The sequence below is a fragment of the Lachnospiraceae bacterium oral taxon 500 genome (assembly GCA_002999035.1).
Classification (GTDB): domain Bacteria; phylum Bacillota; class Clostridia; order Lachnospirales; family Vallitaleaceae; genus W11650.
The window spans coordinates 870398-883569 of the sequence record CP027241.1 but is presented as its reverse complement, the minus strand read 5'-3'; the positions used below and the strand labels follow the sequence as shown (position 1 = coordinate 883569).

Below are 13172 nucleotides of genomic sequence, written 5' to 3'. Positions count from 1 at the left end.
GCCAAAAGCGGGGTTCATGCAGGCTGTGCCTCCGGGGCAGAAGTGTGCAGGAGTTCAATCAGGGGAAAGTTGAGTTAATCATTCGGCAAGCAGGAATCGTTTAAGATGAATTATCATGAGTTATTAAATAAGGCGAAGCAGGAATTAGCCGCTACCGGGAAAGCAGAAAATGATGCGAAGGAATTGCTTTTATTTCTAAAAGACTGGCGCTTGCAGGATTACCTTTTATCCGGCAAGGCGGAAGTTTCGGCGGCGGATGTGGCGAGTTATCATGTTTTGCTGGAGCGGAGAATGGCCGGGGTACCGTTACAGGAAATTACCGGCAGCCAAAACTTTTACGGCTATGAAATAGCCGTTAGCCCGGATGTGTTGACCCCCCGGCCGGAAACGGAGCTTTTGGCGGAACTGGCTTTAAAGGAAATGGCCGGGCTGGCGCAGCCCAAAGTGCTGGATTTGTGTACCGGCAGCGGCTGCATTGCGATTGTTTTGGCGGCGGAAAATCCGGCGGCGGAAGTGACAGCGGTAGATATTTCGGAAAAGGCGTTGGCACAGGCGCGTAAAAATGGCGAGCGGCACGGCTTAAACAGCCGGATTAAGTGGCTGCAAAGCGATTTGTTTGCCGGTTTATCGGCGGAAAAGTTTGATTTTATTGTCAGCAATCCGCCCTATATTGCGGCGGCGGAAATGAAAGATTTGGAAGCGGAAGTGAGGAACTATGACCCGGAACTGGCACTGGACGGCGGTGCCGATGGACTGGATTTTTACCGGCAGATTGCCGGACGGGCGGCGTCCTATCTCAGAAGAGGCTCAGCCGCATATTGCCGGGTGCCGGCAGATTTAATCGAAAAAAAACAGGCTGCGACGGAAGAAAACGAAGCGAAATCAGTAGAGCCGGGCAGCGCGTTGGTTCAGGAAAAAGCCCGCGGCGGCAGGCTTCTTTTGGAAATTGGCTGTGGGCAGGGGACGGCGGTGGCACAGCTTTTGCGAGTAAATGGCTGGCAGGAAATCGGAATTTTGCCGGATTTAACCGGCCGGGAACGAATCATTACGGCGACTGCGCCAAGAACAGAAGTTAAGTTATAGTTTAGGCAAGCGGTTTGTAATTTGTTTTTAATGCATTACGAGATTGGGTGTTAAGCAAATATATTTGCTATTTCTCATGAGAGCAGTTTTCGGTCATATCAAGTATTGATTTTGCTGGAACTATAACCAAGTAGAAAGAGGAAAAAAATGTTTGAAAATTTGGAAGTAACAGAGAAACGCTATGAGGAAGTCGGCAGGCTCGTCAGTGACCCGGCAGTGATTGCCAATCAGGAGGAATGGCAGAAGCTGATGAAAGAGCACAACGACCTGACGCCGATTATTGAAAAGTACCGTGACTATAAAAAGGCGAAAGAGACGATTCGGGAATCCTTAGAGATATTGGAGGAGAGCAGTGACGCCGAGATGAAAGAGCTGGCGAAGGAGGAATTGGCGGAGGCCAAGGAGAGCACGGCAGCTTTGGAGGAGGAAATCAAGATTTTGCTGATTCCCAAAGACCCGAATGACGATAAAAATGTGTTTATTGAAATCAGAGGCGGTGCAGGCGGCGATGAAGCGGCGTTGTTCGCGGGGGATTTGTACCGGATGTTCACTCGCTTTGCCGAGCGGCATCGTTGGAAAACCGAAGTGGTCAGTTTAAATGAGATTGGCGTCGGCGGAATTAAGGAAGTTATTTTTATGGTCAACGGCAAGGGCGCTTATTCCAAGCTGAAATACGAAAGCGGCGTACACCGGGTGCAGCGCGTGCCGGTAACGGAGTCGGGCGGCCGGATTCACACCTCCACGGTTACGGTAGCGGTGCTGCCGGAAGCGGATGACGTTGAGATTGATTTGGATATGAATGATGTCCGGGTTGATGTTTTTCGTTCGTCCGGCAATGGCGGCCAGTCGGTCAATACGACCGATTCCGCGGTGCGGCTGACGCATATTCCCACCGGTATTGTCGTGTCGATGCAGGACGAGAAGTCACAGCTGAAAAATAAGGATAAGGCCATGAAAGTGCTGCGTGCCCGGCTCTATGATATGGAACTGGAGAAAAAGGAAAAGGAACTGGCGCAGAACCGTCGCAATCAGGTCGGAACCGGCGATCGTTCGGAAAAAATCAGAACCTATAACTTTCCGCAGGGGCGGGTAACCGACCATCGGATTAAAATGACGCTGTACCGGTTAAATGACTTTTTGGACGGCGATTTGGAGGAAATGATCAATGCCTTGACTACCGCCGATCAAACCGAGCGGCTCAACAGTATGGAAAAGGAATAAGAGCCCATAGAGACCGACGCGGTCTCGCGGCACCGGAATACAGCTTGGTTACAGTTCGGGCAAGTAGGTATTGACGATGGATAGGGCGGAAAGCTTGCTTTCAAAAGGTATCCATTGCTAATACTTATTTGCTGACGCATACATGAGTAATTCGACGAAAGTTATGTCGGTGGATTGCGAATGGCTTGTCCGGACTGTAATATAGCCTTGCCTGAACTGCATCCAAAATTATAAAAAAAGGGATTGACAAAAAAGTCCAAACCCTTTATAATAATTAACGTTCATTGCTTTCATAGCACAGTTGGTAGTGCGATGCATTCGTAATGCATAGGTCGCCGGTTCGAGTCCGGCTGAAAGCTGCAAGAAAAGCTGTCCCAAAAAAGGATGGCTTTTTTGTCGTATAAGCTCTTGCGCAGCGCACGCACCATGCATGCTTGCATGCAAAGGCGAATGCACCCTGCAAGGCAACCGGCATGAGCAAGGAGGGCGGTAGCCCGGAGTGCGAATGCCGGTAGGATTTCGGGAGCTGCGAAGCAGCGGAGAAATCCGTAGCTTATAGACAATCGAACGGCAGACGCCGTGCATGTCTCACATACAAAGGCGCATGCACCCTGCAAGGCAACCGGCATGAGCAAGAAGGGCGGTAGCCCGGAATGCGAATGACGGTAGGATTTCGGGAGCAGCGAAGCAGCGGAGAAATCCGTAGCTTATAAGACAATCGAAACCGCAGACGCTGTGTATGCCTCACATGCAAAGGCGCATGCACCCCGCAAGGCAACCGACATGGACATGAAAACATGAGAAAAAACAAAAAAGGAGAAGGCTATGAAATGGGGCTGCAATTATTCAAAAGCGTTGCTGGAATTGCTGAAGCAGGGAGAATTGCCGGAACTGAATTATATTAAAGCCGGAGCGTTTGGGGATAACGATTTGGAAGCGGCTTTTGCCCAAAGGCCGCTGCTTTTGCATGGTTTCGGCTGGTACGAGCGAATCGGCATGGATTTGACCAAAGCCGAGATTCCGAAAGAATATGGTGGAAATCTGACCAAAGCCGTGCAAAGAATGAATGAATTGCTTTATTATTATGACAGCCCGCATGTGGCCTTTCACTGTTTGGTTTATCCGGAAGATATGGCTGACCTGAGCGGCGATCAGGCGGAAAAAGAATGGCAGTTACATGAGCGGATGAAGCAAAATATTTTATATTTAAAAGAACACTTAGAGGTGCCGGTCTTGATTGAAAACATTGACTATTGCCCGGAATACCCTAAGATTGGCCAAATCAGTACGGTGTCTTACGCGGCACAGCCGGAAACAATCAAAAGACTGGTGGAAGAAACGGAAATCGGTTTTTTATTTGACCTGTCTCATGCCCGGGTTTCAGCCGAACACTTGGGCATGGCTTTTGACGAATATTGCCGGCGGCTGCCGATGAATCGGGTTAAGGAGATTCATTTATCTGGCAGTGCTGACTTTGCCGAGTATTATCAGCGGATGCCGGAGGACAGACAAAAAGCAATCCGGTTGTCTAACGATGGTCACTGCCCGAAATTAGGACGGATCGATGTGCATGAGGAACTGACAGAGGAAGATTACATCTGGATTGAAAAGCTGTGGCAGAAAAACACGCCGGAATATGTCACTTTAGAGTATGGCTGGGCCAAGGACTCGGCCGGCCGGGTAACTTCGGCGGAAGCGATTATCAGGCAAATGAAGCGTTTAATGGAGATTTTACCAAATTGAGTAATAAATGAAAGGGTTAAAGATGATTTATTTAGCAGAAGTAAAAGAGGGTGAGCGTATTCAGGAGGTTTATTTGTGCGTAACCAAGCAAGTGCTGAAAACGCGGGCGGGAAAGACGTATTATTCGATGACTTTGCAGGATAAAAGCGGCAGCATTGATGCCAAAATTTGGGATTTGACGGATGCAGTCGGGCATTTTGAGGCGGGGGATTTTATCAAAATCGACGGTTCGGTGGTCAGCTTTCAAAATGCCAATCAGCTCAATGTAAAGCGGGTTCGCCGCAGTGAACCGGGCGAGTATGACCCGGCCAATTATATTCCGACCACCAAGCAAAATCCCGAGGAAATGTACCGGCAGCTTTTGGGCTATGTCAGCAGCTTGAAAAATTCCTATATTCGGGCGCTGGCGGAGGAGCTTTTTGTTAAGGACACAGATTTTGTGGGGCGCTTTAAAAAGCATACGGCAGCCAAAACGGTGCATCATAATTTTCAGGGGGGACTGCTGGAGCATACTTTGGGGATTCTTAAGATTTGCGATTTTCTGGCCGGGCAGTATCCGGTGCTGGATCGGGATGTTTTGCTGATGGGTGCGCTGCTGCACGATATTGGAAAAATGCAGGAATTATCGGAGTTTCCGCTGGTTGATTATACCGATGAGGGCAATTTGATTGGACATATTGTAATCGGTGTTGAGCGGATGAATGAGAAGATTCGGCAAATCCCGGGTTTTCCGGCGGATTTGGCCAATATTTTGCGCCATATGGTTTTGGCACATCACGGAGAATTGGAGTATGGCTCACCGAAACGGCCGGCCATTATCGAAGCAATGGTCCTGCACTATGCGGACAATATTGACGCGAAGATTATGACTTTCCAGACATTGCTGGCCGAGAGTGAAAACGAGGATACCTGGATTGGTTATTCCAAGCTGTTTGACAGTATGCTGCGCCGCACCAGATACAAAAGCCAGGAAAAATAAGATTGAAAAATGGCACTTAGCCAGGGCATAGGGCATAATTTTTATGCTAGCAGATGAGCTTAGAGGGCGACACGCATGGCACCATTAATAATACGAAGAAATACAGTTTGTGAGTGGGCAAAAGCGGAGGAGAAAATGAAACGAAAAGCGCCGGTTAAAAAAAATGAAGAATTGATGATTACGATTGAGGATGTTTCCGCTGAGGGCGAGGGAATTGGGCGCTATGAGGGCTATACTTTGTTTGTGCCAAAGACTTTGCCGCAGGAAGTCGTTAAGGTTAAGGTTTTGAAGGCGGGCGGCAGCTTTGGTTATGCCAAGACTTTGGATTTTTTGAAAACTTCTCCGCTGCGTCAGGAGCCGGACTGCCCGGCTGGCCCTTTGTGCGGCGGCTGTACTTTGCAGCATATCCGCTATGAGGAAACGCTGAAATTAAAGCAAAAGCAGATTAAGGACTGTCTGGAGCGAATCGGCGGTTTAACGGACGTATCCGTGCCGCCGGTTTTGGGGATGGTTGATCCGACGCGCTATCGTAATAAGATGCAGTATCCGATTCGAACCGGGAAAGACGGGGAAGTTCAGATCGGTTTTTTTGCGCCGGCCTCGCACCGCGTTATAGAAGCACCGGTTTGCTGTCAGCAGGACGAATGGGTTGGCGTGATTTTGCAAAAGATTAAGGAAATGATGAAAAACGGAGGCTTTACCGCCTATGACGAAGAAAGGCATACCGGGCTGCTCCGGCACTGTGTGATTCGAAAATCCGATTTGTACCAAAACTTTCATTTGACTTTAGTTGTCAATGAGTCGAAAATGACGGAGCGTTTGGCTCAGGCCATTCGGCAGACTTTTGCGGGGCTTTCTCAGATCTCCGGGGTCAGCATTAATTTTCATAATGAAAAAAACAACGTGATCATGGGGCGGAAAACGGAAGCGGTACTGGGTGAGCTGTATGTCGAAGACCATATTGGCCGGTACCGTTTTTTGATTTCGCCCAATTCTTTCTTCCAGATCAATTCGGTGATGACTGAGCGCCTGTATCAAACGGCGCTGGAATATGCGGCTTTGACCGGAAATGAGCGGGTGATTGACCTGTATTGCGGGATTGGCACGATTTCTCTCTTTTTGGCGGAAAAAGCCAAGGAAGTAATCGGTGTGGAGATCGTGCCGGAGGCGATTGCCGATGCCGAGAAAAACGCTGTCCGAAACGGTGTGCAAAACGCCCGCTTTTATGCTGGCAAGGCGGAGGAAATTTTTCCCCGGCTGTATGCTGAGGGCAAAAGAGCCGAGGTCATTGTGGTTGACCCGCCGCGCAAGGGCTTGGAGGAAAGTGTAGTTGAAACACTGCGCCACATGCAGCCGGAGCGGATTGTTTATGTTTCCTGCAATCCGGCGACTTTGGCCCGAGATATCAAGCGGCTGGCAGCGGCCGATACCGACGGTGCCCGCTATCAGTTAGCGAAGGTGCAGGGGCTTGATATGTTCGCCAGAGGCGGGCATGTGGAGACGGTAGCGTTATTGTCCAAACTTGATGTCGATAAACATATAGATGTTGAAATTAAGCTTGATGAGCTTGATTTGACAAGTGCAGAAAGTAAAGCGACTTATGCACAAATCAAGAAATATATATTGGAAAAGTTTGATTTAAAGGTTTCGACACTCTATATTGCACAGATTAAAAAGAAATGTGGAATTGTACTGAGGGAGCATTATAATAAATCAAAAAAAGAGAAACAGGTTATTCCACAATGCACACCGGAAAAAGAGGAAGCTATCATGGATGCGTTAAGGCATTTTAAGATGATTTAATAGAAATGGAGGGTATTTATGAGATGGATATTAAAAATAATCTTATTTCCAATTAGATTGCTGTTAAGTATCCTCACTGCATTTCTGACATTCCTGCTCGGCATAGGAACAACTATTCTATATTTCTTGATGCTGATGTGTATAGTTGCTGCAATAGGATCATTTATGCAAAAAGATATATCACTTGGCATTGAGGCATTGGTATTAGGATTTTTGTTAAGTCCTTATGGAATACCGATGATCGGAGCAGCTGTTATAGCGTTCCTTCAGGGAATCAATGAAGCAATAAAATCAATCTAAAATAATTCATACAAATGGTTGCCAAAGGCGATAGATAAAAAACTATCGTCTTTTTCTTTGCCAATTTTTAAGGAGGGAGGTGAAGCGATGGACTTTGACTATTTCTATAACAGAGAAGCAGAAAGATTTAACTTTCTAAAAGTACCGGAGATATTGGTAGACGGAGAAGAATTTAAGGGATTATCCGCTGAAGCAATTATCCTTTATTCAATGCTTCTTAAACGGACAGGAATGTCTTTTAAGAATAACTGGATAGACAAAGATGGCAGGGTATTTATCTATTTTACTGTTGAAGAAATTATGAGAAGAAGAAATATCTCAAAGCCGACAGCTATAAAAACATTAGATGAACTCGATATGAAAAAAGGAATCGGACTGATTGAAAGAGTAAGGCTTGGGCTTGGTAAGCCGAATGTCATATATGTTAAAGACTTTATGAGCATATTAGCGGTAAAAGAAAATGACTTTCAGAAGTCAAAAAACTTAACTTCAGAAGTAAAAGATTTTAACCTCAGAAGTAAAGAAAATGAACTTCAGGAAGTTCAAAATCTTGACTCTAACTATATAGAGAATAATAAGAGTAAGTATAGTAAGAGAGAATATAGTTTTGGTGAAAACGGGCTTGGAACATTTCAAAATGTATTTTTAACGGCAGAAGATATATCCGATTTACAAATCATAATGAACTCACAGCTTGATAATTACATTGAGAGATTATCTGCATATATCAAAAGCACCGGAAAGACCTATAAAGACCATAAAGCGACAATCCTTTCTTGGTTTTATAAAGATCAGGGGAGAGGAAAAGAAGTGAAAACATCAAATATCCCGACATGGGAAGAATATGATAAAGGAGAACACCTATGATGAAAGAATTAGAAAAAGTAATTATAGAAGATGTAGAGTATTCTTACGATCCTGAAAAAGAATATATCAAGGATGGACACGCATTTTGTAAAGTTTGCCATGAAAGAAAAGACGGAAAAGTGATGGAGTTCTTTGATAACAAGATGATATTTAAGATTTCTTGTAAATGCGATAGAAATAGAGAAGCAAAAGAAAAAGAAAGACAAAAGCAGCTTGAAATCGAGAGATTAAAAAGTATCTGCTTCACATCCATTATTCAATGGGCATATACCTTTGAAAACTATCAGGGAAAAGAAAATCAAAGCCTTATTATTGCCAAGAATTTTGTAAAAGATTATGAGGAAATGAAAAAGGAAAATATAGGACTTTTGTTTTATGGTTCGGTAGGTAGTGGAAAGACATACCTTGCTTGTTCTATCGCCAATGCTCTAATTGAACAATATCAGGTAAGGGTTAAGATAAGAAATTTTGCACAGATTATCAACGAATTACAAAAAGGCGGATTTGACCTTGATAAAAACGCATATATTGAATCTCTTGTAAATACTTCCGTTCTTATCTTGGATGATTTAGGAATTGAAAGGGATACAAGTTATGCAAAAGAACAGGTATATAACATTGTTAATAACAGGTACTTAAAACAAAAACCGACTATTTTTACCACAAACCTTTCCTATGACACAATTCTAAATTGCACGGAAAGTGTGGAGTATCAGAGGATTTATTCGCGAATCATAGAGATGTGTATTCCTGTTATGGTTGTAGGAGAAGATTTTAGAAAGGTTATTCAAAAGGATAAGCTGGCTCGTAATAAAGAGAGGCTACTGAATGGAGGTGAGAGAACTTGATCAATGAAGAGATAGCAAGAAAAACGCTGAACATGGAAGTAAGTTTTACCATTTTATGTAGAAACAAAGAAATATTCCAGATCGGAATCTCTGATATTGAGAAAAGTTGTGATAAAATCAGTATTAGGAATCATATTGTTCCTCCCTTCGTAATTAGAGTATTGTGGTTAAATACATTATATGCGAAGGGCTATTTTTTTTACCAACCCGATAATTTAGAGGCCACCAACCTCAAAGAAAAAACGGGCTGTTTTTACCAACCCGATAATTTAGAGAGTACCAACCCCAACCCAATATTTTAGAGCGCCTATATATTGATATAGAGATGTTAATATCGCTAGAGCTTTGCCCGCGATATGAGTAAAAGGGGAGGAATAAAGTGAAAATTACTAAGAAATTTATTGCTTTGATAGCAGTAATGGCAGTTACGCTTGGGCTTTTTTCAAATATTGATGATGCAAGCGCAACTACATCTAAAGATGGTTATAACATAACCGTTTCAAACATTCAGGTTTCACCAGGTCAGGTAGACGTTGGATCGCTTGCTTCACTTAAGTTCGATTTTAATATCGAAACACAGTCAGGCAATGCAATGAAGCCAGGAGATACGATCAATCTTTCTACAAATATTGGAACGATGTTCGGAAGTCTCCCAACCTCAGAGATTGCAATTTTCTCTGATAATGGACAGCAGATTGCTACAGCAGTAGTTACAGGTACAGAGGTCAAGATTACACTAGGTGCTGATTTCCCAGCAGACAGAAACTTCTTGACAGGAAGTATCTATACGGGAGCACGTCTAAAGGCTCTAGATAACGGAGCAACAGATGGAAATCCTGTGACTAAGGCTCTTACAATCGAAGATGCAAACGCAAATGTAACATTTAAGGTTAAAGCTGCAGCTCCTGGAACAGGAACTGGTGGAATTGGACCAAGTCCAGGTGCTAGAACAATCAATAATAGATTGTTAGAGAAACAGGGATGGCCATCTGGATACGATACAGCACACATCAAGCTAATCGGAAACCAGCTAGGCTCACTTCGTCTATTTAACACATATAATAAGATTGACGATGCTTTTGGAACATATCAGGAGCAGACAAATTTGATGCTCGTAGATAAGATTCCACACAATGGTGTAATTGATATAGACACAATTTCGTTCACAGCTGTTAGATATAACTGGGCAGAGGTTCCAGCGGGAGGAAATCCACACTATACTTCTGCAGCAGCTGGTACAGTAATGCCTATTGAGTCAGGAAGTAACTGGCTTCCAGTATCACAGTATTTTACACAGATTACACAGAGCTCTTCAGATACATACGACAGCTTCTACGCTAAGATTAAGGCTCAGAAGCTAAGCTATGGTGTATTTAGAGAACTGGTAATAGGAAAAACAAAATATAAAAATATAATATAATCCCTTTTGTTCTTTCTATACAAGTGGGCTGTTGCAAAACTATGAATAAGTATCGTCCTATCATTAAAAGGTTCTTTCAGAGAATTTTTTGTTTAGTCTGCTAGCTCATTTAGTAAACATTCTCGCGAAGGTTCTTTTAATGATATAAGGACGATTTATTCACTCTGCAACAGCCCTAAATCTTACTTGTTAAAATAGCGGACAAAGACTTTTTTTCCAATATGAAGTCCTATAAAACTACAAATAGGAACAAGTAACATACCTATAATAAATGTAGGCAAGGTAACAAGGTTTACTAATCTTAGAACCATATCTATAGGCATTCCTAAAGATTCTATATAGGTTATATAGTAATCTCTTGCAACAAGCATAATAAGATATGTTGAAATATAGAAAACAAATCCAAAACCTATATAACCATACAAAATACTTCTGTGGGTGGAATTTCCATTTTTATCAAAAGTTATAAACTCTGCAAGAACTCCTCCAAGTAGCATGCCAAGAGCAATAAAATAAGGTGAGCCTCCAACAAAAGTTAGAATAGATAGTAGGGTACATTGAATTAAAATGCTATATTTCGCTTTAACTTTCATCCTTAAATAAATCCACACAATACCAACTGGTATTAAAGTTATAGCTGCCGTGAAGGGATATACTCCAGGAATTAATGATACTAAAGAGGAAACCCTTATCAAAATATACAACACTACTGTAAATATTGCCAGTTTAATCATTGTTTTAACGTCTAATTTGTTTGTCATATTAATACTCCTTTCAAGTTTTAATTTAAAAGATTAGAAACTACACATATTACTGATATGTAGAGTGCAAAAAATTATGTCATTTTAATAAAACCTCCTTGATTATAATATATAATCTTGGTACAAACTTCTGAAAGTAACTCATAGTCATGACTTATAATGATGATTATTTTTCCTTTTTCCTGAAGTTTTTTTATTTCATCGGAAATAACTAACATATTTTTGTAATCAAGACCTGAACTTGGCTCGTCCAGAAGAAAAACATCTTTATTGTCTAAGAGATTTATCAAAATAGCGAGTCGCTGTTTTTCACCCCCTGACAATTTTAAGGGATCATTATCTTTTATGTTCTTTAAATTCATATCTTGCAAATACTTATTGAGTTTATTTTCGTCATAGTTTTTTATACCGAAAGTAAGTTCTTTTTCTACACTTTCCATAAAAAATTGATAACTTGGTTCTTGCATAACTAGTGCGCAAAGCTTTTGTCTATCTCTTCTATTTAGTTTTTTTCCATTGAATAAAATTTCGCCAGAAATTTCTTTAATCAAACCAGATATTGTATTTAATAAGGTAGATTTTCCCGAGCCATTTTCACCTATTATTCCAAGTACTTCACCGCTTTCTATTTTCAAATTCATCTTACTAATAAGCGGTTTTTTATATCCAACTGAGAGATTTTTAAATTCTAGCAAATTTTCATCTTTCTCTGATGGCTTGTTTTTAATAAGAATGCTATCGTCATTTAAAGAGCGAAGACCATATTCTAACCTCTTCCTATCATTCATGGAATATAATTCGTATCCCTTAAAAATATTTTTTATTTCGCCATCTTTAATATAAAAAGCTCTATCAACTAAATCTTTAAGGTAATAGAGTCTATGCTCTGAAATAATGACTGTAGTTTTATTTGATTTGAATATTTTTAATAACTCTATCAAATCAGAAATACTAGATCTGTCTAGATTGGCACTAGGCTCATCTAAGACTAAAATTTCTGGATTTAATGCACAGGCACTTGCGATTGCAACCATCTGCATTTGCCCACCTGAAAGCTTATAAACATCTTTATCTTTAAGATGATTTATATTGAGGTCATTAAAAATATCAAATACACGACTTTTTATTAGCTCGGGATTTATTCCATGGTTTTCCAAATTAAAAGCAAGTTCGCTTGTGGTATCCAGAGTAAAAAATTGGTTTCTTGGGTTTTGGAAGACAGTTCCTATCATACTTGATAAATCAACCATACTAAGATCCTTAGTTGGCTTTCCCAAAACATTAACTTCGCCTTTAAAATCTCCGTCAAAAAATTTAGGAACCAAACAATTTATAGTCCTAGCTAGACTGGTTTTTCCTGATCCACTTTCTCCAAGGAGTAAAATTAATTCTCCCTTTTTAATATTTAAGCTAATGTTATTTAGAGCTTTCGGTCCCTTATAATACGAAAAAGAAACATCTTTTAATTCAATCATTTAAAATACCTCGTATAAAAACAAGCCAGCCAGTAAAAATATTGCAATATACTCATAAAAATAAAGAGGTTCTGCAAACATACTTGTACGTGGATTATTAGATTCAATACCTCTTAGTACTGCAACTTGAGATAACTCATCAGATACAAGTTCAGCTCTTCTCATTAATGGAACTACTGAAAAGTAAATAAAGTAGTAAAAATATTCGCTAAGTTTAGACACTTTATAGGTTCTTAATTTGAAAGCTCTTGTATTATTTTTCATCTCTAAATAAAAGCTTGGAAAAAATCTAAAAATAATTGAGAGCATTATTACGATTTTTTTAGGCAACTTAAAGCTTGAAAGAGCATAAAGTAATTCTCCAAAATGGCTAGTTTTCACCATTGCTGTAGCAAAAAAAATATTAGGAAATAGCTTTTTTGCAATAATTAAAGTAAAAACTATAGAGCCTACAATTAGATTATTCATTTGAGCTAAACAATATATTAGCAGAGATATAAGCGAATAAATTGCAAGACTCTTAAACACAAACTTAAATTCTCTTTGTAAAATATAAAATAGCGATATATAAATTATTACAAAAAGCTCTGTATTTAAAGATGTTTGAAGAGTTATTAATAGGTTCATTAAAATTAAAATTATGATTTTTGTTTTCATTGAAAATTTAATCAT

Annotated in this window: 13 protein-coding genes and 1 tRNA gene; 11 read left to right on the top strand and 3 right to left on the bottom strand. The window is 41.0% G+C overall.

Going from position 1 to position 13172, the window contains the following annotated elements; genetic code table 11:
• Nucleotides 1–105 precede the first annotated feature (105 nt).
• The 11 genes from prmC to C3V36_04090 all read left to right on the top strand — a co-directional run bounded on the left by prmC (nt 106) and on the right by C3V36_04090 (nt 10264).
• Nucleotides 106–1083, top strand: coding sequence for a peptide chain release factor N(5)-glutamine methyltransferase (gene prmC, locus C3V36_04140; GenBank protein AVM68504.1), 978 nt, complete (start codon nt 106–108; stop codon nt 1081–1083).
• 147 nt (nt 1084–1230) lie between these two features.
• A complete protein-coding gene (locus C3V36_04135) occupies nt 1231–2304 on the top strand; it encodes a peptide chain release factor 1 (GenBank protein ID AVM68503.1) in 1074 nt (357 codons plus the stop codon).
• 286 nt (nt 2305–2590) lie between these two features.
• A tRNA-Thr gene (locus C3V36_04130) sits at nt 2591–2666 on the top strand.
• A 463-nt stretch (nt 2667–3129) separates the two neighbouring features.
• Nucleotides 3130–4047, top strand: coding sequence for a hypothetical protein (locus tag C3V36_04125; GenBank protein ID AVM68502.1), 918 nt, complete (start codon nt 3130–3132; stop codon nt 4045–4047).
• Nucleotides 4048–4069: 22 nt separating this feature from the next.
• Nucleotides 4070–5026, top strand: coding sequence for a hydrolase (locus tag C3V36_04120; GenBank protein ID AVM70432.1), 957 nt, complete (start codon nt 4070–4072; stop codon nt 5024–5026).
• Between the two features lie 135 nt (nt 5027–5161).
• The gene (locus C3V36_04115) at nt 5162–6829 is read left to right on the top strand and encodes a 23S rRNA (uracil(1939)-C(5))-methyltransferase RlmD (GenBank protein ID AVM68501.1); all 1668 of its coding nucleotides are present in this window, start codon (nt 5162–5164) and stop codon (nt 6827–6829) included.
• An 18-nt stretch (nt 6830–6847) separates the two neighbouring features.
• On the top strand, nt 6848–7129 hold the full coding sequence (locus C3V36_04110; GenBank protein AVM68500.1) for a hypothetical protein: 282 nt from the start codon (nt 6848–6850) through the stop codon (nt 7127–7129).
• Between the two features lie 87 nt (nt 7130–7216).
• Entirely contained in the window at nt 7217–7996 is a 780-nt protein-coding gene (locus C3V36_04105) for a replication initiation protein (GenBank protein AVM68499.1), read from the top strand.
• On the top strand, nt 7993–8844 hold the full coding sequence (locus tag C3V36_04100; protein AVM68498.1) for a nucleoside triphosphate hydrolase: 852 nt from the start codon (nt 7993–7995) through the stop codon (nt 8842–8844). The genes C3V36_04105 and C3V36_04100 overlap by 4 nt, the downstream gene beginning before the upstream one ends.
• Entirely contained in the window at nt 8841–9146 is a 306-nt protein-coding gene (locus tag C3V36_04095) for a hypothetical protein (GenBank protein ID AVM68497.1), read from the top strand. The genes C3V36_04100 and C3V36_04095 overlap by 4 nt, the downstream gene beginning before the upstream one ends.
• 77 nt (nt 9147–9223) lie before the next feature.
• The gene (locus tag C3V36_04090; GenBank protein ID AVM68496.1) at nt 9224–10264 is read left to right on the top strand and encodes a hypothetical protein; all 1041 of its coding nucleotides are present in this window, start codon (nt 9224–9226) and stop codon (nt 10262–10264) included.
• 182 nt (nt 10265–10446) lie between these two features.
• Here the strand turns inward: C3V36_04090 and C3V36_04085 are convergent, their stop codons facing one another.
• The 3 genes from C3V36_04085 to C3V36_04075 form a co-directional block, all read right to left on the bottom strand.
• On the bottom strand, nt 10447–11025 hold the full coding sequence (locus C3V36_04085; protein ID AVM68495.1) for a hypothetical protein: 579 nt from the start codon (nt 11023–11025) through the stop codon (nt 10447–10449).
• A 74-nt stretch (nt 11026–11099) separates the two neighbouring features.
• Nucleotides 11100–12500 carry an ABC transporter ATP-binding protein gene (locus C3V36_04080; GenBank protein AVM68494.1) on the bottom strand — a complete coding sequence of 467 codons (1401 nt, stop codon included), beginning with the start codon at nt 12498–12500 and terminating at the stop codon, nt 11100–11102.
• On the bottom strand, nt 12501–13172 hold the full coding sequence (locus C3V36_04075) for a hypothetical protein (GenBank protein AVM68493.1): 672 nt from the start codon (nt 13170–13172) through the stop codon (nt 12501–12503). It lies immediately after the preceding gene.